We start from the raw sequence: 25,753 nt of genomic DNA, 5'->3' as shown, positions 1-25,753 counted from the left end.
CGTCCTTAGCGAGTGGGCGCGCAATCGAGAAGACGCCGCGTCATCTCTCCATCGACGAGCCGCATCAGATTGAGCGGGTTGGAATTTTTCAGCGCGTCGGGCAGCAGTTCGTCCGGATAGTTCTGGTAGCACACCGGCCGCAGGAAACGGTCGATCGCGAGCGTGCCGACCGAGGTGCCGCGCGCATCCGAGGTCGCGGGCCACGGGCCACCGTGGACAATCGCGTCCGACACTTCGACGCCGGTCGGATAGCCGTTCACCAGCAGACGGCCGGCTTTTTCCTCTAGCCGTTCGATCAGCTTGCGGTGCGACCGCAGATCGCCGTGCGACGCGAGCAGCGTGGCCGTCAACTGGCCGCGCATCGCCGACGCGAAACGCAGCAGGTGGTCCACGCTGTCGAGTTCGACCACGATCGTAGCCGGTCCGAAGATTTCTTCTTCGAGCGGCCGACTCGGATCGAACAGCAACGCGGCGTCGGCGACGAACAGCTGTGCGGCGGCTTGCTCAGTTTCACCTTGCGCGCCTGCATGCAACGCGATGCCTGCGTGTTTCGACACGCGTTCGAGACCTGCGCGGAAGTTGGCGAAGATGCCCGGGTTCAGCATGGTCTGCGGCGCCTGCCGCTCCATCGCCCTGCCGAGGCTATCGATGAATGCGCCGAAGCGCGGCGACCGCACGCCGAGCACGAGGCCGGGGCTTGTGCACAGCTGGCCGCAACCCGTCGCGACCGAGGCCGCGAGTTCATTGGCAAGCGCCGCACCGCGCTCCTGCAAGGCGCCCTCCAGCACAAACACCGGATTCACGCTCGACATTTCCGCGAACACCGGAATCGGTTGTTCACGCGCAGCCGCGAGATCGCAAAGCGCCCGGCCGCCGCTCAATGAACCGGTGAAACCAACCGCCTGAATGCCAGGCGCCTGCACGAGGCGCGCGCCAACGCGCTCGCCGTAGACCATGTTGAAGGTGCCTGCGGGCATGCCGGCGCGTTGCACCGCACGCTCGATTGCATCCGCCATGCGCTCCGACGTCACCAGATGACCCGAGTGCGCCTTGACCACGACCGGGCAGCCGGCCGCCAGGGCGGAAGCCGTATCGCCGCCGGCGACGGAGAACGCCAACGGAAAATTGCTCGCGCCGAACACCGCGACCGGGCCGACGCCGATCCGGTATTGCCGCAGATCCGGACGCGACAATGGTTGCCGCTCAGGCAAGGCCTGATCAATGCGCGCACCGTAGAAATCACCCCGCCGCAAAACCTTCGCGAAGAGTCGCATCTGGTTACTGGTGCGCGCCCGTTCGCCGACGAGCCGAGCTTTCGGCAACGCGGTTTCGCGCATCACATCGGCGATGAAGTCGTCACCGAGCGCATCGATCTCCGCAGCAATTGCCTCGAGAAAATCCGCGCGAACGTTCGAGGGCAGCGCCCGATAGCGCGGAAACGCCGCAGCCGCGGCCTCCACGGCTGCGTCGATCTCAGCGTCAGTTGCCTGCGAAAAAGCCACCGGATAAGTTTCGCGGGTCGATGCCGAGACGCTGTGCAGCGAGAAATCGCCACGCGCGCTGCGCCGGCCGCCGATGTAGTTATGCCCGAGAATGGTTGCTGTCACTTGGTTCTGTGCTCGTTGTAGTTGGCGTGGTGAACAGCACTCGCAGACCTTCGCTGCGAGCGCTGCAATAGTCCGGGATCGCGAGGCGCTCCCTGCGCCTCGGCCTCGAACTCAGACAGTCAGCAGGAAAGGCGCACCCGCGGCTCTGGCGACGTCGCGGATCTTCTCGCGCAACGAATCGGGCATCGGAATGCCATCCACGCTGCGCGCAACGCGCGTGAGACGCTCAGGATCCCCAGGGATCAAGACTGGCTGAGACGGGTCGGCGGGCTGGCTTTCGCGCAGCGCGGTGATAACCGCGTCGAGATCAGCGTGATATTCCTCGATAGGACGGAACGCCGCCGGATTCATCGCAAGGAAGAAATGGCCGATGTTGTCCGGCTCATCGCTCCTTTGCGTGCGGTTACGCACGGGCGAGAACGAACCGCCACCCAGCGTGCTGCCGAGAATCTGCGCGAACAAGCCGAGGCCGTAGCCCTTGTGACCGCCGAGTGTCTTGCCGTCGCCTCCTAACGGCGCGAGGCCGCCACCGAGGCGCTCGAACAGCAGTCGGTAGGCTTCGGCCGAATCGGTCAGCGGGTTGCCGTTCGCGTCGAGCGCCCAGCCCGGCGGCAACGGCTTGCCCTGCAACGCGTACACCTTGACCTTGTTCGACGCGACGACGCTGGTCGACATGTCGAGAATCACAGGCGGGTGCCGGCCTGCTGGCGTCGCAAACGCGAACGGATTGGTGCCGAGCATCGGCTCGGCGCCGAAAGTCGGCACCACTGTTGCAAGCCGGGTCGAGCACGACACCATCGCAATCAGTCCGCGTTCGGCCGCCATCTCCGCGTAGTAGCCCGCCGCGCCGAAATGCTGCGAGTTGAACACGGAGACCGCACCGATATCGCATGCCAGTGCTTTTTCGATAGCCAACTCCATGGCCATGCGCGACGTTGGATGCCCCATCGCCGCATTGCCGTCGATCAACGCGGTGGTCGCGGTCTCGCGCACGATACGCGGGCTCGCTTTCATGTCGATCTGACCGGCACGATACAACTGGTCGTAGAACATCAGCATCGAAATGCCGTGCGAGTCGATGCCCTTCAGATCGGAGTCGATCAGGATGTCGGCCGACGCGGCGACCTGCCCGGGCGACATGCCCCAGGCTTCAAGAATGACCTCGATTTGCTGCCGTGCAATTGCGGCCCCGACGCGGGGCATAGTGTCTGCCATGACTGACCTGCTAAACGAAAGAATTGAATCGAAATAAAAAAGCCGGCGTGTTGCGTTGAGTGAAGCGTGAAACGCTATTGCACGGTGGAGACGGCCTCCGGGCCGCCGCGGCCGGCGAGACCGAGCCGCAGCCAGACCACCGCCGCGCCAGTGCCGAGCAACAGCAAGCTGACGGCGGGCACGAGCATTGGCGCGGACGTACTGCCCGTCACCTTGCCGACCCACGGCATGATGTTTTGCGCAAGGAAACCACCGACGCTCGAACCTGCCGCGATCACCGCGAGCGCCGCAGCACCGCCCGCGCCCTTCATGAACGAGGCCGGCAGCAAACGTGGCGGCAATGCCCAGAAGCACGGGATCATCAGATACAGACACGGTGCGCCGAGCGAGAGCGCCGCGAAACGCACCGCATTGCTGAACGGCCCGACGCTGGCGACGAAGCACAGAATGCCGAGCAACGCTGCGCAGAACGCTGCGATCAGCACTCGGCGCGGCGTTTTCAGACGGCGCGGCAACCACAGCAGCATCAGCGATGTGATGAACCACGGAATCATGTTGAGCATGCCGTTGACACCGCTCGTCACGCCGAAGCCTTTAACCAGGGTCGGCAGCCAGTAGGCGATGCCGTAGATCGCGATGGAGATGGTTCCGTACCCGACGCTAAAGAGCGCCACCGTAACGAGCGCGGCCAATGACCAGCCGTCGCCGCCGGCCAGGCGTGCCGCGGGTGGATCCGCGCGCAGCCGGGTCTCGACGACATCTTTCTCGCGGGCCGTCAGAAACCCGGCAGACTGCGGGCCATCCGGCAGGCAGCACAGCGTGACGAAGGTCAGCAGCACGGCGGGCGCCCCGGTGGTCAGGAACACCCACTGCCAGCCGGCGAGGCCGGCTACGCCATGCAGTTCCAGCGAGAAGCCGCCGATCAGCGAGCCGAGCATGTTGCCCATGCTGCTGCCGAGCGTCAGCAAGCCGATGATGCCGGTGCGCTGCCGTTCAGGAAACCACATGCCGAGATAGAGAATGATCCCGGGATAAAGGCCTGCTTCCGCAGCGCCGAGCAGGAAGCGCAGGATCTGGAAGGCCAATGCTGAAGGCGTCCATGCGAGCAGCAGCGTCGCGACGCCCCACGTGAACATGATCCGCGAGATCCAGCGGCGCGCGCCAAAGCGATGCATCAGCAGATTGCTCGGCACCTCGCACACCAGATAGCCGATGAAGAACAGCGACGATGCAAAGCCGTACGACGCCTCGCTCATCTTCAGGCTGCTTAGCATCTGCAGCTTGGCGAAGCCGATATTGGCGCGGTCGATATACGCGACCAGGAAAATCGCAATCAGCAGCGGCACGAGCCGCCACGCTATGCGCGCAAAAAGTTGGTCTTCACTGCTTCGATCGGTCACTGTCGTCTCCATGCCGGACCGCTTTTTGCGCGGTCCGTCGTAAATGCTGATGCGGTGGGCTCGTACGGCCTCGCCGCACGCAATCGTTTGTCAGAGCGGCCACCTGCGCTCGCCGCGATTGCATCACTGCGCGGCACAGATAGCCGTTTCCCTGCTTATAGTCCAGCCCCGTTTGCCGACGGGCTCCTTTTCCATGCTTCGAAGTCGGCACGCGTCACTTCGTCCGGCGGGTAAAGTCCGAAGGTCGAGCGGCCGGCGCGCACCTGTGCGTCGACCCAGTCTTCGAACACCGTCATCGCGGCAGCTTCTTCAGCAATCTCGTTGGCCAGATGCGCCGGAATCACCACCACGGCTTCCGCATCGCCGACGATGATGTCGCCCGGATACACCGCCACGTCGCCACATGCGATCGGTACGTTCAGATCGACCGCGTGGTGATGAATGAGGTTGGTCGGCGCCGACGGCCTTGCCTGATAGCAGGGAAAGTCGAGCCTCTGCAAATCCGGCGTATCGCGAAAGCCGCCGTCGGTGACCACGCCCGCCACGCCGCGCATCATCATCCGCGTGATCAGAATGCCGCCTGCCGAAGCCGCGCGCGCGTCCTTGCGCGAATCGACCACCATCACGTGACCAGGCGGAATCTCCTCGACGCCGCGCCGTTGCGGATGGCTACGGTCCGAGAACACGCCGATGTGATCGAGGTCCTCGCGGGCCGGAATGTAGCGCAGGGTATACGCTTCGCCAACCATACGCGCGGCCGCCGGGTTGACCGGCAGCACGCCTTGCACGCATACGTTGTGAAAGCCGCGCTTGAACAGCGCAGTGGTGAGGGTCGCCGTGCTGACGTTGCGCAAGCGGGCGCGGTTCTCGTCAGTGAGCGGGCTCGGGATAGTCGCTGCGGTCGCTGAGGTCACAGATTTACTCCTGGTTTCGGTGAAGTGGTGGCCGGCCAAGCGTCAGAACTTGTGGCGGATCGCGAAACGCACCGTCGCCTGCTGGTTACCCGACGCGGGCGTCAGGCCGTTGAGCGACGCGCGCGCTGCGTGCCCGGTCGAGTCGGTGCCCGACGCGTGCTGCAAAACGCCGATCAGATAGAAATCCGTGCGTTTGGAGACAACGTAGTCGGCACTCAGCGCGCCCTGTTGGTACTTTGCGTGATTCGCGCCGCCGCCGTCGGTGTAGTTGTAGGCCGCGCCGAACGAGAGCGCCGGCGTCAGTTGGTACTGGAAGTTGATTTCCGCACTGTTGAAGCTCGCAGTGCCGCCCACGCCGGCCGGATTGAGCGCCGACACCGCGCCGCTCAGATGCTTGAATTTCGTGTTCGAGTAAATCCCGCCGAGGGTCGCCGCGCCGATTACGTAGGTCGCGCCGGCGCTGATGATCTCTTCGCTTTGCGCCGACGCATAGCCGTTGATCACCGGCGAGCTGCCGAAATTGTTGGTGGCCGCCGTCGCGCCGACCGCCGTGCCGAAGAACGAAGCATTCGGATTGCGCGCATTCAGGTAGCCGACGCCGACCGTGAGCGGCCCGCGGGCGTAACCGGCGCCGAGCGAGTAGATCTGATTGCCGGCCATGCTGCCCGGCACGCCGCCGAAGCTATACATGCCTTCCGCGGTCAAGCCGCCATAGCTGGCCGTGCGGTACTTGACCGCGTTGTTCACGCGATTGGTGTTGTTGAGGTTGTCGAGGTCGCCCGGATGCGCGCCGATGCTGCCCGAGAACATCGCGCTCGGCATCAGCGGATGGATGTAGTCGACCACCGGGTCGTACTGACGGCCGAGCGTGACCGTGCCGTACGGGCTCGAAACCCCCACATACGCCTGGCGGCCGAACAGCAGCGAACCTTGGCCCATCTTGCCGTTGTTCACGTCGAAACCGCTCTCAAGCACGAAGATCGCCTTCATGCCGCCGCCCAGATCTTCATTCCCGCGCAGACCCCAACGGCTGCCGCTCAGAATGCCGCTCGACAGGCTGTACTGGCTGTGGCCCTGGCCCGGGCTCGTTTGTACGTTGCTCGTGTAGTTGACGCCCTCGTCAATGATGCCGTATAGCGTCACGCTGCTTTGCGCGTGAACCGCTGCCGGCGCTCCCGCGGCAGCAAGCGCGGCGAAGGCGAATGCCACATGTGCGGCGAGAGGTTTTGATGAGGTTGCGAGGGACTTATGCACTGCGAGGTCTCCAGTCACTTTTTTTCAATGCAGAGAGGAGTTGCGCTTTGCCGATACACGGCGGACGCAACAGGAAGATCCAACGAGGCGATGACCGGCCTCGTCGGCGGAAACGATGTTGTTCGATGAGCGTGCCGATGGGTGCGCCAGTCCGTTACGCGGCCTTCAGAATGCGGTCGGCGATCATCGAGCCGATCGGCATCGCGGAGGTCGCGGCCGGCGACGGCGCGTTGCACACGTGCACCATGCGCGGCGTGTCGGCGAACAGGAAGTCGTGCACGAGCGTGCCGTCGCGCATCACGGCTTGTGCGCGAATGCCGGCTTCATAGGGCAGCAAATCGTCGACCGTCAGCGACGGGCAGTATTTGCGGCATTGCTCGAGATAACCGCGCTTGAACAGCGAGTTCTTCATCTCGCCCATGCCGGAGCCCAGGTTGCGCCAGATGGTTTTCCAGAAGCCCGGGAAAGCGACGTATTCGGCGACGTCGCGCAGATTCACGGAAAGCTTCGGATAGCTTTCGCGGCCGAACCCGAGCACCGCATTCGGTCCGACTGTCACGCTACCGTCGATCATCCGCGTCAGATGCACGCCGAGAAACGGCAGGTCCGGATCAGGAATCGGGTAGATCAAGTGACGCACCACGTCGTTCTTCGAGGCCGGCAAGCGGTAGTACTCGCCCCGAAACGGCACGATCTGATGATCGATTTTCACGCCCGCGAGCCTGGCTAGCCGGTCCGATTGCAGGCCGCCGCAGACCACCAGTTTCTTCGCCTGCCATTGCTGTTCCTCCGAGGCGCCGACGCTGACGTAGTTGCCCAGCTCGGCAATCGACGTGACCTGTGTACCGAGACGAATTTCGCCGCCTGCTTTCTTGATGACGCGCGCCATCGCTTCGCATACCTGACGGTAATCCACAATCCCGGTCGCATCGACGAACAGACCGCCCATACCGACGATATTCGGCTCACGGCGCTGCAACTCGGCGGCGTCGAGCCGCTCGACGCGCAAACCGTTCTGCTGCGAGCGCGCGTACAGCGCTTCCATGCGCGACAACTCCAGCGGATTCGACGCGACCAGCAGCTTGCCGCACACGTCGAACGCAATGGCATGCTCCCGGCAAAACTGTTTGGTTGCCTCGGCGCCGCGCTTGCACAACTCGGCCTTCAGACTGCCCGGCTGGTAGTAGATGCCCGCGTGAATCACACCGCTGTTGTGCCCGGTCTGATGCTTCGCGAGCGTGGTCTCCTTTTCGAGCAGCAGCAGCGAAGCGGTCGGCTCCCGCTGCAGCAACTCCATCGCCGTCGCGAGACCGACGATGCCGCCACCGATGATGCAAAAGTCATAAATCATGTTTTTCTTCTTCGCTTCTACTTTGCGAACCCGGCCTCTCGGCGTGCTTTTGTCCGCTTATCAGGTTGTCAGACTAACTTGTCAAAAAAAGAGATCGCATCAGGGGTTTGAACGCAGAGCCGCGCAGGTCCACGCTCAAACCGCTATCGTCAATCGCTTGGGGGTAGCTCGATTTTCTGGCGTTTGGCTGCGGCGCGCAGATGCCGCTCAGCCGATCTGGCGGCGCCCCGATGGTCGCCGCGCTCGATAGCGTCGTACAGCTCGCCATGCTCCTGGCGCGCGTAATCGCCCGCATGGCCCGCCGTATTGGCCCACTGCGCGCGACGTACCGCCACCAGTTGGCCGCGCAGGAAATCATGGAACGCGACGAAATACTCGTTCTTGGTGGCTGCCGCAATGGCCCGGTGAAACGCAACGTCGGCCGCGGAAGCCGCGTCGAAATCAAGGCGTTTCTTCTCCATTTCGCGAATCGCATCGCTCATACGCTTAAGATCTTCCGGCGTACGCCGACGCGCCGCGGTCATCGCCGCCTGGGTTTCGATCCACAAACGCATTTCGAACAGTTGCGCGAGATCCAGCTTCTGGCTGCCGCCGCTCGGCAACCGGAAAACCGTACCCGATGGCGTCTGCGAAATAAACGACCCGGCGCCGCGCCGCGCAACCAGTACGCCGTCCGACTTCAACTGCGCAATTGCCTCGCGTACGACTGAGCGGCTCACGTTGAGCCGTTCCGATAGCTGCTGCTCGGTTGGCAGGCGCGACTCGGCAGGAAAATGACCCGCATCGATTTCTGCGCGAAGTGCGCTGACCACACGCTGCACAAGCGAATCGGGACGTTCAAGCTCAAGCATTAACAGCATCTCATTTGATCAGGTTGTCAGACAATAGCGAAATACTCACGCAGTGTCAACCGACGGACGACTTCCCCCGCTCTCACTCTGTGCCCGGACAGGCGCTTCAGTGTTAGGCTGTCGTTTCCGGGTTGACGGGGGCGGGTGCGCCCTGCTCATTGGCATCATCGCCAAATGACCGTCGGGCATGCTCCGTGCAGCTTCGCTAGCATTGGCCGCAGGGCCATGCTGATTCGCCACTCATCGATATGGACGCCATCCCCCAAAAAGCTCGCTCGACGCCGCCCGAGGAAGCCGCCTTCACCGGCTTCGTGCGGGTGCGCGGCGCTCGCGAGCACAACCTGAAAAACATCGATGTCCAGATTCCGCGTGACGCGCTGGTCGTCTTTACCGGCGTGTCCGGATCGGGCAAATCGTCGCTGGCATTCGGCACGTTGTATGCCGAAGCGCAGCGGCGCTATTTCGAATCGGTCGCGCCGTATGCCCGGCGCCTGATCGAACAGGTCGGCGTGCCCGAAGTGGACGCTATCGAAGGCCTGCCGCCCGCGGTCGCATTGCAACAGCAGCGCGGCACGCCGAGCGCGCGCTCCTCGGTTGGCAGCGTGACCACGCTGTCGAGTCTCGTGCGCATGCTCTATTCGCGCACGGGCGACTACCCGCCGAAGCAGCCCATGCTGTTCGCCGAGGATTTCTCGCCGAACACGGTGCAAGGCGCCTGTCCGACTTGCCATGGACTTGGCCGTGTCTACGAGGTCACGGAAAAATCGATGGTTCCCGACGACTCGCTGACCATTCGCGAGCGCGCAATCGCTGCATGGCCGCCCGCGTGGCACGGACAAAACCTGCGCGACATTCTGGTGACCCTTGGCTACGACGTCGATAAACCGTGGCGCGATTTGCCCAAGAAAGACCGCGACTGGATTCTCTTCACCGACGAACAACCGACCGTGCCCGTCTACGCCGGGCTCACGCCGAAAGAAACGCGTGCCGCGCTCAAGCGTAAGGACGAACCGAGCTATCAAGGGACATTTACCGGCGCACGCCGCTATGTGCTGCACACGTTCGCGAACACGCAAAGCGCGCTGATGAAAAAGCGCGTGTCGCAATTCATGATTGGCAGCGTCTGTCCGACCTGTCATGGCAAGCGGCTCAAGAAGGAAGCACTGTCGGTGAAATTCGCCGGGCTCGATATCGGCGCGTTCTCCCAGTTGCCGCTGGCGAAGCTTGCCGAGATGCTCGAACCGATCGCGCGCGGCCAATGGCCCGAGCCGGATGCAGCGCATTCGGGCAAAGACGCCGGCAAAGGCAGCGTACTCAGCAGGAACGCGATGCGCGAAGCCGTCGACAAGCGGATCGCCGCAGGCGGTTCCGCGCATAAAGCCTCGCCCGACGTGCGGCGCACGCCCAACCTGTCGGAGGAAAAACGCGTCGCCGCGCAACGCATTGCAGCCGAGTTGCTCGAACGCCTGACGACTCTGGTCGATCTGGGTCTGGGCTATCTCGCGCTGGAGCGCAGTACGCCGACGCTGTCATCCGGCGAGCTGCAGCGCTTGCGACTCGCCACGCAGTTGTCGTCGCAGTTGTTCGGCGTCGTATACGTACTCGACGAACCATCGGCCGGCCTGCACCCCGCGGATGGCGAGGCGCTCTTCAGCGCGCTGCAGACCCTGAAGGCCGCGGGCAATTCGCTGTTTGTCGTCGAACATGATCTACAGATGATGCGGCGCGCCGACTGGCTCGTCGACGTCGGTCCCGCCGCCGGTGAGGCCGGCGGCCATGTGGTCTACAGTGGTCCGCCCGCCGGCCTCGCGAATGTCGAAGCGTCGCATACGCGCCGGCATCTGTTTGCGCCGCCCGCGCCCGTCGCCCGCGCAACCCGCAAACCGGCCGGCTGGCTGCGGCTCGCCGGCATCACGCGCAACAATCTGCATGGGCTGGACGCCGCGTTTCCGCTCGGCTGCCTGACTGCGGTCACCGGCCTGTCGGGCTCGGGCAAATCGAGCCTCGTGAGCCAGGCGTTGCCGGAACTGGTCGCTAGCCACCTTGGACGCGTCTTTGAAAACCCGGACGACGACGAGCAGGACCCGTTGCTCGCGGCCGCGAGCGCGCCGACGGGCGGGCACATTGCCGAAGGCATGGACGCACTGCGCCGCCTCGTGCGCGTCGATCAGAAACCGATCGGCCGCACGCCGCGTTCCAATCTCGCCACCTACACCGGCCTCTTCGACCACGTGCGCAAGCTGTTCGCCGAGACGCCACTGGCGCGCAAGCGTCGCTACGGCGCGGGCCGCTTCTCGTTCAATGTTGCGCAAGGCCGTTGCCCGACGTGTGAAGGCGAAGGCTTCGTCAGCGTCGAACTCCTGTTCCTGCCGAGCGTCTATGCGCCCTGCTCGACCTGTCACGGCACGCGCTACAACACGCAGACGCTCGAAGTCACATGGCGCGACAAGAACATCGCCGAGGTGCTCGGCCTGACCGTCGACGCCGCCTGCGATTTCTTCGCTGACGAAGCCGGCGTGATGCGCGCACTGAAAGTGCTGCGCGACATCGGCCTCGGCTATCTGCGGCTGGGTCAGCCCGCCACCGAATTGTCCGGCGGCGAGGCTCAGCGCATCAAGCTCGCCACGGAACTGCAACGCGCGCAACGCGGCGACACGCTGTATATCCTCGACGAACCGACCACCGGCCTGCATCCCGCCGACGTCGACCGGTTGATGGTGCAACTCCAGGGACTCGTGGATGCCGGCAACACCGTCGTCGTCGTGGAGCACGACATGCGGGTGGCCGCACAAAGCGACTGGGTTGTCGACGTCGGTCCGGGCGCCGGCGACGCCGGCGGCAAGATCGTCGCGAGCGGCACACCGGACCAGGTCGTGCGCGTGAAGGAAAGCCGAACCGCGGAGTATCTGCGGCAGCACCTTGTTGCATGAAAGACGCAAAACGGCGGCTACACGTCTGACGGTGGTCTTTCGCATCATGAGACAATTGACGGTCCCTCTCGATACGGTCGACATCACGGCCGTCTCTCGCCCACATGTCCAGCCCTACGCCGCTGCCGTCCAGACGCATCACTTCCGCTCATCTGGACGAGTTGATCGCACTGCTCGAAATCCGCGTGCTGGGCCTGTCCGAATGCCTCGTCAGCGAAGGTTTCGTGCTCGAACTGGATGGCCACGGCGCGCCGGGCATTCATTACATTCTGTCCGGCGAAGGCCTGCTGCATATCGCGGGCGCCGATACGGTTCCGCTTGCGCCGCACACGCTGCTGATCGTGCCGCCGCATCATCCGCTGAAACTCGAAGTGCCCGCGAAACGGGCGGGCACCGCACCGGTTCTCGTTTCCGGCCGCGAACACAAGCGCGTCGTCGATTCCATCAACCGGTTCCGCGCCGGAACGACAGAGCCCATGACCGTGATGATCTGCGGTTACTTCAATGCGGCTTTCGGCGCTTCGATCAATCTTTTCGACACGCTCTCGACACCGATCGTCGAGCAGTTCGATCCGGCCGACCGGCTCGATATGTATCTGCGCACGGCGTTCGACGAACTGATGGCGCAGGAAATCGGCGCCGGCGCGATGTCGGGCGCGCTGCTCAAGCAGGTGATCGTTGCGCTGGTACGCCGCTCGCTGAAAACCAGCGCGCTCTGGATGGAGCGTTTCGCGTTGCTCGGCGATCAGCAGATCGCGCGAGCCTTCGCCGACATGACCGCGCGGCCGTCCGCGCCGCACACCGTCGAGAGTCTGGCGCAAATCGCCAATTTGAGCCGCTCGGCGTTTATGGCGCGCTTCTCGGCGGCATTCGGCCGGGCGCCGATGCAGGTGCTGCGCGACATCCGTATGCGCCAGGCCGCCGCCCAGTTGCGTGCCGGCGACCTCGCGCTCGACCAGGTGGCGCGCAACGCCGGTTACACGAGTCGCGGCGCGTTCATGCGCGCGTTTCGCGAAATTTACGGCACCGGGCCGGCCGAGTACCGGACATCGTCCGACGCCTGACCGGCGGCGTGCGCCCGCTCGAGGCCGGCGTTGTGCGCATTCCAGCAGCGGCGGACTTTTGCGCACGTTTGCCGGACCTTATGCACGGCGAGCGCTCCTAGACTGCGTATCAATGCAGAAACCTCTGTTCCTGCAGCAACGAACCGCCGTCCATAACCGATCAGGAGCATCGTCATGAGCCGTATCGCCATTCCGCAGACCATTCCCGCAGAGTCGCAAGCCGTCGTCGACGCCGTCTCGCGTCAGCTGAAGCTCACGCCGAATCTCTTTCGCATCATGGCGCAAAGCCCGCACGCGCTGAACGGCTGGGCTAGTCTGCAAGGCGCGCTCGCGAAGACACTCGACGTCAAAACGCGCGACGGTATCGCGCTCGCCGTCTCGCAGGTCAATGGCTGCCAGTACTGCCTGAGCGCGCACAGCTATGTGGCGAGCCAGCTTGTCGGCCTGTCCGACGACGAAATCCGCCGCAACCGTCGCGGCGAATCCGAATCGCCGCGCGTGGCGGCTGCGGTCGCGTTCGCGCGCAAGCTGGTGGAAACGCGCGGCAAGGTGGCCACAGGCGATCTCGATACGGTGCGCGCCGCGGGTTACAGCGATGCGAACATCGTCGAAATCATTGCGCTCAGTGCGCAGTTTCTGCTGACGAATTTCGTCAACAACGCCTTCGATACGGAAATCGATTTTCCCGTGGTCGATGAGGAAGTCGTCTGAACGCATTCGGGAGCCCGCAAGGGCTCTTCATTCATCAGGAGCCTGTCATGTCACGCACCATCGCTGAAAAGCGCGCCGCGTTCCGAACCCTGCACGCGACCGGCTGCTTCGTGCTGCCCAACCCGTGGGACGCCGGCAGCGCTCGTTATCTCGCCAGCCTGGGCTTCGAGGCCATCGCGACCACGAGTTCGGGATATGCATGGTCGACCGGCCACGCCGACAATCGAGTGAGCCGGGAATCCATTCTTGCCCATCTGCGCGCGATCGTCGACGCGACCGACCTGCCCGTCAACGCGGACTTCGAGAACGGCTTCGGTGAGAGTCCGGCCGATGTGGCCGCAAGCGTGAAGCTCGCGGTCGCAACCGGCGTGGCGGGACTGTCGATCGAAGACTCCACCGGCAACGCCGCCGCGCCGCTGTTTCCGCTCGAGGTTGCGGTGGCGCGACTCGAAGCGGCCCGTCGCGCGATCGACGAGAACGGCGGCGACACGCTGCTGGTCGGCCGCGCGGAAAATTTCTTCGTCGGCGTGCCCGATCTCGACGACACGATCGCGCGACTGAAAGCCTATGCGGCAGCTGGCGCGGACTGCCTTTACGCGCCCGGCATCCGTACACGCGAGGAGATCGAGGCCGTGGTGGCAGCGGTGGCGCCCAAGCCCGTGAACGTGTTGATCGGCGCGAACTCGACGTTCACGCTGCAGGACCTGGCTGCGCTCGGCGTGCGCCGCGTGAGTGTCGGCGGCGCGCTCGCGCGGGCCGCGTGGGGTGGTTTCATGCACGCCGCGCAGGCGCTTTCGCAAGGGCGTTTCGACGGCTTCGGCAATGCTGCATCCGGTGCGCAGCTCAATGCGCTGTTCTCCGGCGATGTGTGAGACGCGTTATCCCCTCTTATCTTTTTTGCATTGAAGGAGCATCAGATGGCTCGAGAAATCATACGTGTCGAACCGCTGTCGAGCTGGCTCGAACGCTGGAAAGCACCGACCTCCGTGGTGACCCGCCACGGCGACACGCTTTACGTGTCTGGCCTGCCGCCGTTCGATCCGCAGACCGGCGAAGTGCTCGACGCACCGATCGAACAGCAGACGCAGCGCGTGCTCGAACAGCTGAAGCTGTGCGTGGAAACGGCGGGCTCGTCACTGGATCAGGTGCTCAAGTGCAATGTGTACTGCACGTCGGTCGAGCAGTTTCCGGTAGTCAACGAGATCTATGCGCGCTTTTTCGGTGCGCAGCCCCCGGCACGGATTTTTGTCAACGTACCGGCGTGGCCCGGCCGCTTCGATATCGAAATCGACTGCGTGGCCGCAGTGTGAACGGCGCGGGAACGTACCGGGATGTCCAGCCCCGCTCATGGACGAATCGAAATCGCGTCAGGTAACGGATCGCGGCCGGGAGAGATTCGCCAACACCGTATCGCCCGAACGTTAGCGTCTCCTGCCGTCCGTGAATCGAGTAGGAAAAAAATGAAAAAAGCCCGCTGTGACGCGGGCTTAGGTGCATTTTATTGCTAGGTCCTACCGGTACGTACCTGACGTCCAATCATTCCCACTCAATCGTCGCCGGCGGCTTCCCCGAGATGTCATAAACCACCCGGTTAATCCCACGAACTTCATTAATGATGCGGTTCGACACATGCCCCAGCAACTCATGCGGCAGATGCGCCCAATGCGCGGTCATGAAGTCCAGCGTCTGCACAGCGCGCAGCGCCACGACATACTCATAAGTCCGTCCGTCGCCCATCACGCCGACGCTCTTCACCGGCAGAAACACCGCGAACGCCTGACTCGTCAGGTCATACCAGGACTTGCCGGTTTCCTTGTCGATAAAGGTACGCAGCGTCTCGATGAAAATCGCGTCCGCACGACGCAGCAGATCGGCGAAATCGCGGCGCACTTCGCCGAGAATCCGCACACCCAGACCCGGGCCCGGGAACGGATGACGATACACCATGGCCGGCGGCAAACCGAGCTTCACGCCCAGTTCGCGCACTTCGTCCTTGAACAGTTCACGCAGCGGTTCGAGCAGCTTCAGATTCAGCGTCTCAGGCAGGCCGCCCACGTTGTGGTGGCTCTTGATGGTCTGCGTGGCCTTCTTGCCCTTGCCGGCCGATTCGATCACGTCCGGATAGATCGTGCCTTGCGCGAGCCACTTCGCGTCGGTCAGCTTGTTGGCTTCAGTCTGGAACACCTCGACGAATTCCGCGCCGATGATCTTGCGCTTCGCTTCCGGGTCGGTCACGCCGGCCAGTTTCGACAGAAACACTTCGCTCGCGTCGACGTGGATCACCTTGACGCCAAGGTTCTCAGCGAACGTTGCCATCACCTGCTCGGCTTCGTTCAGACGCAGCAGGCCGTGATCGACGAACACGCAGGTCAGCTGATCGCCAATCGCGCGATGCAACAGCGCCGCCGCCACCGACGAATCCACGCCGCCCGACAAACCCAGAATCACGTGCTCGTTACCCACCTGCTCGCGAATCTTCGCGACGGCTTCGTCGATGTAATGACCCATTTCCCAGTCAGGGTTCGCGCCGCAAATCTGCAGCACGAAGCGTTCGAGCATCGCGCGGCCCTGCACGGTGTGCGTCACTTCGGGATGCCATTGCAAACCGTAGAAATGACGCGCTTCGTCAGCCATCGCCGCGATCGGGCACGATTCCGTCGACGCCATCAGCTTGAAGCCCTGCGGCATTTCCAGCACCTTGTCGCCGTGGCTCATCCACACCTTCAACATGCCGTGACCTTCCGGCGTGGTGAAGTCGCTGATGCCTTCGAGCAGGCTCGTATGGTTGCGTGCGCGCACTTCGGCATAGCCGAACTCACGCAGGTGGCCGATATCGACCTTGCCGCCGAGCTGCTCGGCCATCGCCTGCATGCCGTAGCAAATGCCCAGCACGGGCACGCCGAGTTCGAACACCACTTGCGGCACGCGCGGCGTATCCGCTTCGGTGACCGAGCTCGGGCCGCCGGAGAGAATCACGCCCTTCGGTGCGAAATCGCGAATGAACGACGCATCGACGTCGTACGGATGAATTTCCGAATACACGTTGGCTTCGCGAACGCGACGTGCAATCAGTTGGGTGACTTGCGAACCGAAGTCGAGGATCAGGATCTTGTCATGCATGGCAGCGGACGGAGTCAAAAGTGAACGGATACGGGATACCGCGCAAGAAGCGCGGCGTTGAATTCAAAGCGGTCCACGTAAGGACCATCGAACCTGAAGCGTAGCGATGAAGCGCGCTGGACCGTTCAGCACCGCAGGCACCTGCCTGCGGCGCGCGCGAACGGAATCCGGTTGCTTCGGCAGGCGTTCTGGCGCTTGACGCGTCAGCCATGAAACGGCGGCCGGGGCGCACCAGGCGCATCGGCGGCGGCGTTGCGCGCGTCGTCCCGCGCTACGGCTGCCTCAGCCCGTGCGGCGCGTTCAGAGGCCGTCAGACCCGGTTCGTCGACCGACGGGTAGACCGGCACAGCCGATACAGGACTCACAGGCCGTGTGACCGGCATAACCGGCTCTACGACCGGCTCAGCGCGATAGACCGGCTCCGCCGTCACGCGACCGGCGTCGCGCCTGTTGGCAGCGTCTTTGGCGGCATCTTTCGCGGCCTGCTTTTCGGCACGTTCGGCGGCAGCGGCTTCAACCAGCCGCAGCTTTTCACGCCGCCGCACCGCGCCCGACAGACGCACACCGCCCAAGCCCACCACCAGCAGCACGACACCGGTCAGCACGGCGATGATCTGTCCGAAGCCGGTCAGTGCCGGCGTATGCAGCCCGAGCAGCCAGACCAGCATCAGCACGCCGGTCAGCCAGTTCACATGGCCGACAACCTTGGCGACCGTCGACGTGAGCGCGCCGTCGATCGACGCGTGCAAAGCTAGCCACGCGAGCCCGATCAGCGCTACGCCAAACCCCTGGCCGACCAGAGCCGGCTGGGTTTGCACCAATTGCAGCGCGTTGTACAACGAAGTCCAGGGCGTCAGCAGAAACAGCACGCCGAACGCAAGCAGCAGCAATGCATCGAGGATGAGTACAGCGCGCAGCAATGGCTTCATTGGCGTTTAGTCCACGTGGTAGTTGGGCGCTTCCTTGGTGATCTGCACATCATGCACGTGCGACTCGCGCAAGCCCGCGCCCGTGATCTGCACGAACTCGGCCTTGTCGTTCATCTCCGCGATGGTGCGGCAGCCGCAGTAGCCCATGCTGGCGCGCACGCCGCCGATCAGCTGGAACAGGATCGCGTTGACCGAGCCCTTGTAGGCGACGCGGCCTTCGATACCTTCCGGCACCAGCTTGTCGATATTCGCGGAATTGTCCTGGAAGTAGCGGTCTGCTGCGCCGTCCTTCATCGCGCCGACCGAGCCCATGCCACGGTACGACTTGTACTGGCGGCCCTGGAACAGGAACACGTCGCCCGGCGCTTCTTCGGTGCCGGCGAACATGCTGCCCATCATCACGGAATTCGCGCCGGCGGCCAGCGCCTTGCTGACGTCGCCCGAGAAGCGCACGCCACCGTCGGCAATAACCGGCACGCCGGTGCCCTTCAGCGCTTCCGACACGTTCGAAATCGCCGTGACCTGCGGCACGCCCACACCGGCCACGATCCGCGTCGTGCAGATCGAGCCCGGGCCGATACCGACCTTCACGCCGTCCGCGCCATATTCGACCAGCGCCTTGGCCGCCGCGGCCGTGGCGATGTTGCCGCCGATCACCTCGACGTGCGGGAAGTTCTGCTTGACCCAGCGAACGCGCTCGAGCACGCCCTTGCTGTGACCATGCGCCGTGTCGACCACGATGACGTCGACGCCCGCCTGCACCAGCAGCTCAACGCGTTCTTCATTGTCTTCGCCCACACCGACCGCCGCGCCCGCGCGCAGCTTGCCGTGCTCGTCTTTACAAGCGTCCGGGTGCTCGGTTTGCTTGGTGATGTCCTTGACGGTCATCAGGCCGCGCAGTTCGAATGCGTCGTTGATGACCAGCACGCGCTCAAGGCGGTGGCTGTGCATCAGCGCCTTGGCTTCGGCGAGCGGCGTGCCTTCCTTGACGGTGACGAGACGCTCGCGCGGCGTCATGATGTTGCGCACCGGTTCGTCCAGACGCTCTTCAAAACGCAAGTCGCGGTTCGTGACGATGCCGACCAGTTGCGCGCCTTCGACGACCGGGAAACCTGAAATGCCATGCTGACGTGACAGCGCAATGACGTCGCGAACCTTCATTTGCGGCGGCACGGTGATCGGATCGCGCACGACGCCCGATTCGAAGCGCTTGACCTTGGCAACTTCACGCGCCTGCTCGGCTGCCGTGAGATTCTTGTGGATGATGCCCACGCCACCCATTTGCGCCATCGCGATCGCGAGACGGGCTTCGGTGACGGTGTCCATGGCGGCGGACACGAGCGGCATATTCAGGGAGATGTTGCGGGTCAGCCGGGTCTTGAGGCTGGTGTCGCGCGGCAGAACATCGGAGAAAGCCGGGACGAGGAGCACGTCATCGAACGTGAGTGCTGTTTGGATCAGACGCATGGCAAATCCTATAGGCGCAAAAGCGAATTATACGCGATACCTCCCCGGTTTTCACTGCACTAACAGCAGCTTAGCGAATTTCGGGGGATTTTTTTCACGACTTTACCCCTTCCGATTTCGGTTCCGGGTTCGCCTCGAGTTCGATCCGGTTTCGTTTGCGCGTTCGAGTGCATGGAGACGCCACACGGCTCGAATGCGCGGCAATTTGACAGGCTCCCACGCCCCCGGGCCGCCGCCCGGAAGTTAAAAGGCGGCTGAAAACACCGGATAAAACCGCTGGAATGCAGAATCAAACAAGACGCCTGGCCCGCCAAACGGCTATTCTGCCGACCATTCCAGTTTTCTTGCAGGGGCAGTCAATGCAGCGCGGTGTGGCATATGGAGTAATGGCCGGGGCCTTATGGGGCATGGTGTTTCTAGTGCCGCGCGTCCTGCCCGATTTTTCGCCGCTGCTGCTGAGCGCAGGCCGCTACACGATGTACGGCATCGTCTCGCTGGCCGCCGCGCTGCCGATGGCACGCTCGCTGGTCAAACGCCTGACCCGCGAGGATTTCGGCGCGCTGGTCAAACTGGCGCTCGCGGGCAACCTGCTCTACTACCTGTTGCTGACCGCATCTGTCCATATGATCGGCATCGCGCCAGCCTCGCTGATCGTCGGGGTGCTGCCGGTCACGGTGACGCTGCTCGGCCGGCGCGATCACGGCGCCGTGCCGCTCGCCCGCCTAGCATGGCCTCTTTGCCTAGTGGTGGCCGGCATCGCCTGCATCAACATCGACGTCTTCACGGTCGCGGACAGCACGCCCGTGAGTATCGCGACAAAACTCCTCGGCCTCGCCTGCGCGGTCGGCGCGCTCGCCTGCTGGACGTGGTTTGCCGTCGAAAACGCCCGCTACCTGCAGCGCCAGACGCATTTCAGCGGTAACGAGTGGTCGGTGTTATGGGGTGTGGTGACCGGCGCGCTCGGCGCGGCATTGTGGCTGGTAGTCGCCCTCATGCCGTCCGGCGCCCTGCAGGCGTCACTCGGCGACGCGCGCTGGCATACCTTCTGGATGCTGAATCTGGGCCTCGCGGTCGGCGCGTCGTGGCTTGGCAACGGGTTGTGGAATGCCGCGTCGAAGCGGCTGCCGCTGACCCTGTCCGGCCAGATGATCGTGTTCGAAACGCTCTTCGCGCTGCTCTACGCGTTCATCTACGACCAGCGCCTGCCACGCCCACTGGAAACCGCGGCGATCCTGCTGCTGGTGGCGGGGGTGTGCTGGTCGGTGCGCCAGCATGCGGACGACGGTACGTCCGGCACCGTGTCGATCGAGGACAAGGCGCAGCCGTCCGCGCACTAGCGCATTGGCACGCTAACGCGAATCCTTGTTCTGCCAGCGGCGCCCTTCGATTGAACCCGCTTTGCGCGTCTTTTCGACGCGCCGTTGACGCGAGAGCTTCGGATCCACCAGCAGCGGCCGATAAATCTCGACGCGATCATGGTCGGCGAGCACGGTATCCAACGGCTTGAGCTTACCGAACACGCCTACTTTCTGCGTGCCCAGATCGATCTGCGGGTAACGCTGCAAGATGCCGCTTGCGTCGAGCGCCTGCCGCAGCGTGGCGCCTTCCGGCAAGTCGACGGCGATCAGCGTCTGCTCATTGGCAAGCGCGTAGCAGACTTCAATCGACAAGCGAGCGCTCATGCCTTACCGTAGCGCTGATCGGCGCGCTTCACGAACGATTCGACGAAGGTGTTGGCAATGTGGCTGAACACCGGCCCAATGATCTTCTCGAGAATGATGTTGGTGAATTCGTAGTGCAACGCGAATTCGATCTTGCAGGCATCCGCCCGCAGCGGCGTGAAACGCCAGAAGCCGGTGAACTTGCGAAACGGACCGTCAGCGAACTCCATATCGATGCGCGTGGGCCGCTCCATGCTGTTGCGGGTGGCGAAATGCTGCTTGATGCCCTTGAAGTTGATATCGATCTTCGCCTCCATGCCGGTTTCGTCCTGGCGGCGAATTTCGACACCCCCGCACCAGGGCAGGAAGTTGGGGTAATCGGCGACGTCGGTAACGAGGTCGAACATCTGTTCCGCCGAATGGCGGATCAACACGGTTTTCTGGACATCTGCCATAAATTGAACAGCGCGTGGCAAGGGTGGGCAAGCGCCGCGGGCTTTCCTCGCCCCGCTTTGCTAAAATCGTGATTTTAAACGAGTTGGGCACTTTCCATTCATGAGCATCATAGACAACAGAAAAGCCTTCTACGACTATTCGGTCGAAGAACGCTACGAAGCAGGACTCGTGCTCGAAGGATGGGAGGTCAAAGCCCTGCGCGCCGGGCGTGGCCAGATCAAGGAAGGCTACGTGGTGATCAAGAACAACGAACTGTTCCTGATCGGCACGCACATCAGCCCGCTGCCCGAAGCCTCGACCCACATCCACCCGGACCCGGTGCGCACGCGCAAGCTGCTGCTGCATAGCGAGGAAATCAGCAAACTGATCGGCAAAGTCGAGCAGCGCGGCTACACGCTCGTGCCGCTGAACTTCCACTACAAGGGCGGCCGGGTCAAATGCGAAATCGGCTTGGCCAAGGGCAAGAAGCAGCACGACAAGCGCGAGACGGAAAAGAAGCGCGACTGGGAACGCGAGAAGGCGCGCCTGATGCGTTCGCCGTCGCAATCGTGAGCGCGACGCCCCAATAAAAATAGCCCGCAGAAGCGGGCTATTTTTATTGGCTGCAGCAAACCTGAATCAGCGCACTTCGGTCGCGCCCTTGCCCTTGTTCACGATCGTTAGCGCCGAGGCGATCATCGAACTCATATCCGCCAGGTTGCCCGGCACGATCAGCGTGGTGCCCTGCTTGGCCAGGTTGCCGAACGCGTTCACGTACTGCTCGGCCACCTTCAGGTTCACGGCCTCCATCCCGCCGTTCGACTGGATTGCCGCAGCGATTTTCTGAATCGCCTGCGAGTTAGCCTCGGCCACCGCCAGAATCGCCGACGCCTGCCCTTGCGCCTGATTGATCGCCGCCTGTCGTTCGCCTTCGGATTTCTGGATCGCCGCTTCGCGGCCACCGGACGCGATATTGATCTGCTCCTGCTTACGCCCTTCGGACGCCGCGATCAGCGCGCGCTTTTCGCGCTCGGCGGTGATCTGTGCCTGCATTGCGTGGAGAATTTCCTTTGGCGGCGTCAGGTCCTTGATCTCGTAGCGCAGCACCTTGACGCCCCAGTTCGAGGCGGCTTCGTCGAGCGACGACACGATGCTGTGATTGATGAAATCACGCTCCTCGAACGTCTTGTCGAGCTCGAGCTTGCCGATCACCGAACGCAGCGTGGTCTGCGACAACTGCGTAATCGCGAACACGAAGTTGCTCGAACCGTACGACGCCTTCATCGGATCGGTGACCTGAAAATACAGCACGCCATCCACCTGCAATTGCGTGTTGTCGCGCGTAATACACACCTGGCTCGGCACTTCGAGCGGGATCTCCTTGAGGATGTGCTTGTATGCGATCCGGTCGACGAACGGAAACGCAAAGCTCAAACCCGGCGTCAGCGTACGGTGATAGCGGCCAAGCCGCTCCAGCACCCACGCATGCTGCTGCGGCACGATCTTGAGTGTCTGTGCCGCCAGCACGATCACGATAACGAGAAGCACCGCCGCGACGATGGTTGAGTCCATTGCTGACCTCCGGTCCGTAGTTCGAATAGTTGTACGTCGTTGTGTGCACGCGTTGGTGCAGACATGGGTGCGCGCTCAGTGCACCGTCACCCTGGTTTTCGCCTGCCGGCTGGCCACAACCACAAGGCAGCTGCCGCGCATCTCGACGATTTCATAAAGCTGCGCATCTTCGGGCTCGCCGGCGGCCAGTTCGACGTCCCAGGCAGCGCCGCGGTAATTGGCGCGCGCCCGGTGCTCGTGCCACGTCGGCACGGCCAGAGTCTGGCCGATATCCAGATTGACGTCAGGGTTCTTCGACGCCTCCTTGCGCGTTCTGCGCCCGAAGCGCGAGCGCCTCAGCAGTAGCACCGCGGCCAGCGCCACGACGGCTGCAATCGCAAACTGCAGATCGGCGGCGGCACCTGCAATATGGGCAATCGCGGCCGCGACGCAACCCAACGCGATCATCAGCAAATAGAACGTGCCGCTGATCAACTCCAGTACGACAAGCACACCGGCCCCGATCCACCAGAACAATCCACCTGGCGCCATGTTGATCTCCACAAAGCAAAACACCCCGGATCTACCGGGGTGTTTATAGCACGAAGCGGGTGCATATTACCGGGCGGTGCAGCACGCTTTTACGCGCTTTTGACGTACCGCACCGCCCTTTATGCAAGCCGCTTATCGGGCCTGCGCCCGGCGCTCAATTACTTCTTCAGCGATTTCGCCAGTTGCTGCCACGTCTCGATGATCGAATCCGGGTTCAGCGAGATCGACGCGATGCCTTCATCGGTCAGCCACTGCGCGAAGTCCGGATGATCCGAAGGACCCTGGCCGCAGATACCGACGTACTTGTTCAGACGCAAGCAGGTTTCAATCGCGCGCTTGAGCATGAACTTCACCGCCGGATCGCGTTCGTCGAAATCGACTGCCAGCAGTTCCATGCCCGAGTCGCGGTCGAGGCCAAGCGTGAGCTGCGTCAGGTCGTTCGAACCGATCGAGAAACCGTCGAAGAATTGCAGGAATTCCTCGGCAAGAATCGCGTTCGACGGCACTTCGCACATCATGATCAGGCGCAAGCCCTTCTCGCCGCGCTTCAGGCCGAACTTCTCCAGCAGCCCGACCACGCGCTCAGCCTGCTTCAGCGTGCGCACGAACGGCACCATGATCTCGACGTTATCGAGGCCCATCTCCTCGCGCACCTTCTTCAGCGCGACGCATTCCATCTGGAACGCTTCGGCGAAGTCGTCGGCGATGTAACGCGATGCGCCACGGAAGCCCAGCATCGGGTTTTCTTCGTCCGGCTCGTAGCGCGAACCGCCGATCAGCTTCTTGTACTCGTTCGACTTGAAGTCCGACAGACGCACGATCACGGGCTTCGGATAGAACGCCGCCGCGATCGTTGCGATACCCTCGGTCAGCTTGTCGACATAGAACGCGCGCGGCGATGCATGGCCACGCGCCACGCTTTCCACGGCCTTCTTCAGATCCTGATCGATGTTCGGATATTCGAGAATCGCCTTCGGATGAACGCCGATGTTGTTGTTGATGATGAATTCGAGCCGCGCCAGACCCACGCCTGCGTTAGGCAGTTGCGAGAAGTCGAAGGCCAGTTGCGGATTGCCGACGTTCATCATGATCTTCACCGGAATCGGCGGCAGTTCGCCGCGCTGCACTTCGGTGACTTCGGTTTCGAGCAGACCGTCGTAGATCTTGCCTTCGTCGCCTTCGGCGCACGACACGGTTACGAGCGAGCCTTCCTTCAGCACGTCGGTGGCGTCGCCGCAACCGACCACGGCCGGCACGCCCAACTCACGCGCGATAATCGCCGCGTGGCAGGTCCGGCCGCCACGGTTCGTGACGATGGCGGATGCGCGCTTCATCACCGGCTCCCAGTTCGGGTCGGTCATGTCGGCCACCAGCACGTCGCCCGGCTGTACACGGTCCATTTCCGACGGATCGTGAATCACGCGCACCGGACCCGCGCCGATCTTCTGGCCGATCGCGCGGCCGGTAGCCAGCACGTTCGATTGGCCCTTCAGCTTGAAGCGCTGCTCGGCCTTGCCCGTGGCCTGGCTCTTCACCGTTTCCGGACGCGCCTGCAGGATGAAGATCTTGCCGTCGCGGCCGTCCTTGCCCCACTCGATGTCCATCGGACGCTCGTAGTGCTTTTCGATAATGACGGCGTATTTCGCGAGTTCGATCACGTCTTCGTCGGTGATCGAGAAACGGTTGCGCTGCTCGTGCGCGACGTCGACGGTCTTCACGCGGCCTTGTTCGCCGGCCTTGGTGAATTCCATCTTGATCAGCTTCGAGCCGATCGAGCGGCGGATAATCGGGTACTTGCCTTGTGCAAGCGTGGTCTTGAAGACGTAGAACTCGTCCGGATTTACGGCGCCCTGCACGACCGTTTCGCCCAGGCCATAGCTCGACGTGATGAAGACGGCGTCCTTGAAGCCGGATTCCGTGTCCAGCGTGAACATCACGCCTGCCGCGCCGACGTCCGAACGCACCATGCGCTGCACGCCCGCGGACAACGCGACTTCAGCGTGAGTGAAGCCCTTGTGGACGCGATAGGAGATGGCACGGTCGTTATACAGCGACGCGAACACGTGCTTCATGCGATCGAGCACCTCGTCGATGCCGACCACGTTGAGATAGCTTTCCTGCTGACCCGCGAACGATGCGTCCGGCAAGTCTTCCGCCGTTGCCGACGAACGCACGGCAAACGACAACTCTTCAGGCGAGCTGTTTTGCAGGGTGTCGAAGCCCGCGCGGATGTCCGCTTCGAGACGCGGCTGCAGCGGCGCGTCGACGATCCATTGGCGGATTTCCTTGCCCGCCTCGGCAAGCGCCTTCACGTCGTCGACGTCAAGCGTTTCGAGGCGTTTGGCGATGCGTTCAGTCAGATTGTTGTGATGCAAGAAATCGCGGAAAGCCAGTGCCGTGGTGGCGAAGCCAGTTGGCACGCGAACGCCCGCGCCGGCGAGCTGACTGATCATCTCGCCCAGCGACGCATTCTTGCCGCCGACAATCTCCACATCGGTCATCCGCAACTGCTCAAACGGAACTACATACGCCTCTTCCTTTGCGACGGTAACTGCGTTAGTCATACAAGCCCCTAAGTGTGAAAGAAATTCACGGCTGTGCAAGTGGGCTTGAACGCGAGACGCTTATTGGAAGCGTGATCTCGCGTCTTGCACAACCTGTTGGAGAAGCAATCGCCGCAGATGGCCGCGCGGACCAAAAAGCGCCAGATGCACGAAGTAGAAAGCGGATGGACGAAATTA

The 25,753-nt window shown here is 63.0% G+C and carries 22 protein-coding genes; 7 read left to right on the top strand and 15 right to left on the bottom strand.

Annotated features, from left to right (window positions below; all coding sequences use genetic code 11):
* Positions 1-5 precede the first annotated feature (5 nt).
* The 7 genes from HWX91_RS18765 to HWX91_RS18735 all read right to left on the bottom strand — a co-directional run bounded on the left by HWX91_RS18765 (position 6) and on the right by HWX91_RS18735 (position 8,592).
* The gene (locus HWX91_RS18765) at positions 6-1,607 is read right to left on the bottom strand and encodes an aldehyde dehydrogenase (NADP(+)) (RefSeq protein ID WP_028199337.1); all 1,602 of its coding nucleotides are present in this window, start codon (positions 1,605-1,607) and stop codon (positions 6-8) included.
* 111 nt (positions 1,608-1,718) lie between these two features.
* The gene (locus HWX91_RS18760; RefSeq protein ID WP_042276528.1) at positions 1,719-2,822 is read right to left on the bottom strand and encodes an Ldh family oxidoreductase; all 1,104 of its coding nucleotides are present in this window, start codon (positions 2,820-2,822) and stop codon (positions 1,719-1,721) included.
* 74 nt (positions 2,823-2,896) lie between these two features.
* Positions 2,897-4,234: an MFS transporter gene (locus HWX91_RS18755; protein WP_028199339.1), complete on the bottom strand. Its 1,338-nt coding sequence runs from the start codon at positions 4,232-4,234 to the stop codon at positions 2,897-2,899.
* A gap of 143 nt (positions 4,235-4,377) precedes the next feature.
* Positions 4,378-5,136 (bottom strand): ribonuclease activity regulator RraA, encoded by a 759-nt coding sequence (locus HWX91_RS18750; protein ID WP_081833210.1) that lies wholly within the window; start codon positions 5,134-5,136, stop codon positions 4,378-4,380.
* 42 nt (positions 5,137-5,178) lie between these two features.
* Entirely contained in the window at positions 5,179-6,390 is a 1,212-nt protein-coding gene (locus HWX91_RS18745) for a porin (protein ID WP_096335785.1), read from the bottom strand.
* A 154-nt stretch (positions 6,391-6,544) separates the two neighbouring features.
* The gene (gene lhgO, locus HWX91_RS18740; protein WP_028199342.1) at positions 6,545-7,741 is read right to left on the bottom strand and encodes an L-2-hydroxyglutarate oxidase; all 1,197 of its coding nucleotides are present in this window, start codon (positions 7,739-7,741) and stop codon (positions 6,545-6,547) included.
* Between the two features lie 149 nt (positions 7,742-7,890).
* Positions 7,891-8,592 carry a FadR/GntR family transcriptional regulator gene (locus tag HWX91_RS18735; RefSeq protein ID WP_028199343.1) on the bottom strand — a complete coding sequence of 234 codons (702 nt, stop codon included), beginning with the start codon at positions 8,590-8,592 and terminating at the stop codon, positions 7,891-7,893.
* A gap of 248 nt (positions 8,593-8,840) precedes the next feature.
* Here HWX91_RS18735 and HWX91_RS18730 point away from each other — a divergent pair, with 248 nt between their 5' ends.
* The 5 genes from HWX91_RS18730 to HWX91_RS18710 all read left to right on the top strand — a co-directional run bounded on the left by HWX91_RS18730 (position 8,841) and on the right by HWX91_RS18710 (position 14,607).
* Positions 8,841-11,522, top strand: coding sequence for an excinuclease ABC subunit UvrA (locus HWX91_RS18730; protein ID WP_028199344.1), 2,682 nt, complete (start codon positions 8,841-8,843; stop codon positions 11,520-11,522).
* 104 nt (positions 11,523-11,626) lie between these two features.
* Positions 11,627-12,586, top strand: coding sequence for an AraC family transcriptional regulator (locus tag HWX91_RS18725; protein ID WP_042276531.1), 960 nt, complete (start codon positions 11,627-11,629; stop codon positions 12,584-12,586).
* Positions 12,587-12,760: 174 nt separating this feature from the next.
* Positions 12,761-13,297: a carboxymuconolactone decarboxylase family protein gene (locus tag HWX91_RS18720; protein ID WP_028199345.1), complete on the top strand. Its 537-nt coding sequence runs from the start codon at positions 12,761-12,763 to the stop codon at positions 13,295-13,297.
* A gap of 47 nt (positions 13,298-13,344) precedes the next feature.
* Positions 13,345-14,169, top strand: a complete 825-nt coding sequence (locus HWX91_RS18715) for an isocitrate lyase/PEP mutase family protein (RefSeq protein WP_028199346.1) — start codon at positions 13,345-13,347, stop codon at positions 14,167-14,169.
* A gap of 45 nt (positions 14,170-14,214) precedes the next feature.
* On the top strand, positions 14,215-14,607 hold the full coding sequence (locus HWX91_RS18710; protein WP_028199347.1) for a RidA family protein: 393 nt from the start codon (positions 14,215-14,217) through the stop codon (positions 14,605-14,607).
* A gap of 226 nt (positions 14,608-14,833) precedes the next feature.
* Here the strand turns inward: HWX91_RS18710 and guaA are convergent, their stop codons facing one another.
* The 3 genes from guaA to guaB form a co-directional block, all read right to left on the bottom strand.
* Positions 14,834-16,417 carry a glutamine-hydrolyzing GMP synthase gene (guaA, locus tag HWX91_RS18705; protein WP_028199348.1) on the bottom strand — a complete coding sequence of 528 codons (1,584 nt, stop codon included), beginning with the start codon at positions 16,415-16,417 and terminating at the stop codon, positions 14,834-14,836.
* Positions 16,418-16,620: 203 nt separating this feature from the next.
* Positions 16,621-17,346, bottom strand: a complete 726-nt coding sequence (locus HWX91_RS18700) for a hypothetical protein (protein ID WP_028199349.1) — start codon at positions 17,344-17,346, stop codon at positions 16,621-16,623.
* A gap of 6 nt (positions 17,347-17,352) precedes the next feature.
* Entirely contained in the window at positions 17,353-18,813 is a 1,461-nt protein-coding gene (gene guaB, locus HWX91_RS18695; RefSeq protein WP_028199350.1) for an IMP dehydrogenase, read from the bottom strand.
* A gap of 359 nt (positions 18,814-19,172) precedes the next feature.
* On the opposite strand from guaB, the gene HWX91_RS18690 reads away from it, so the two are divergent.
* Positions 19,173-20,150, top strand: coding sequence for a DMT family transporter (locus tag HWX91_RS18690; RefSeq protein WP_028199351.1), 978 nt, complete (start codon positions 19,173-19,175; stop codon positions 20,148-20,150).
* 12 nt (positions 20,151-20,162) lie between these two features.
* Here HWX91_RS18690 and HWX91_RS18685 read toward each other — a convergent pair whose 3' ends face one another.
* Complete coding sequence (locus HWX91_RS18685) at positions 20,163-20,495, bottom strand: RnfH family protein (protein WP_028199352.1); 333 nt, start codon at positions 20,493-20,495, stop codon at positions 20,163-20,165.
* The gene (locus tag HWX91_RS18680) at positions 20,492-20,929 is read right to left on the bottom strand and encodes a type II toxin-antitoxin system RatA family toxin (protein WP_028199353.1); all 438 of its coding nucleotides are present in this window, start codon (positions 20,927-20,929) and stop codon (positions 20,492-20,494) included. The genes HWX91_RS18685 and HWX91_RS18680 overlap by 4 nt, the downstream gene beginning before the upstream one ends.
* 100 nt (positions 20,930-21,029) lie before the next feature.
* On the opposite strand from HWX91_RS18680, the gene smpB reads away from it, so the two are divergent.
* Complete coding sequence (gene smpB, locus HWX91_RS18675) at positions 21,030-21,482, top strand: SsrA-binding protein SmpB (RefSeq protein ID WP_028199354.1); 453 nt, start codon at positions 21,030-21,032, stop codon at positions 21,480-21,482.
* 66 nt (positions 21,483-21,548) lie between these two features.
* Here smpB and HWX91_RS18670 read toward each other — a convergent pair whose 3' ends face one another.
* The 3 genes from HWX91_RS18670 to ppsA all read right to left on the bottom strand — a co-directional run bounded on the left by HWX91_RS18670 (position 21,549) and on the right by ppsA (position 25,576).
* Complete coding sequence (locus HWX91_RS18670) at positions 21,549-22,481, bottom strand: SPFH domain-containing protein (RefSeq protein WP_028199355.1); 933 nt, start codon at positions 22,479-22,481, stop codon at positions 21,549-21,551.
* Positions 22,482-22,556: 75 nt separating this feature from the next.
* Positions 22,557-23,012: an NfeD family protein gene (locus HWX91_RS18665; protein ID WP_028199356.1), complete on the bottom strand. Its 456-nt coding sequence runs from the start codon at positions 23,010-23,012 to the stop codon at positions 22,557-22,559.
* A 158-nt stretch (positions 23,013-23,170) separates the two neighbouring features.
* Positions 23,171-25,576 carry a phosphoenolpyruvate synthase gene (gene ppsA / locus HWX91_RS18660; RefSeq protein ID WP_028199357.1) on the bottom strand — a complete coding sequence of 802 codons (2,406 nt, stop codon included), beginning with the start codon at positions 25,574-25,576 and terminating at the stop codon, positions 23,171-23,173.
* Positions 25,577-25,753: the final 177 nt, after the last annotated feature.

The organism is Paraburkholderia fungorum (assembly GCF_902833645.1).
GTDB lineage: Bacteria > Pseudomonadota > Gammaproteobacteria > Burkholderiales > Burkholderiaceae > Paraburkholderia > Paraburkholderia fungorum.
This window is presented reverse-complemented; position numbering and strand designations above follow the sequence as displayed.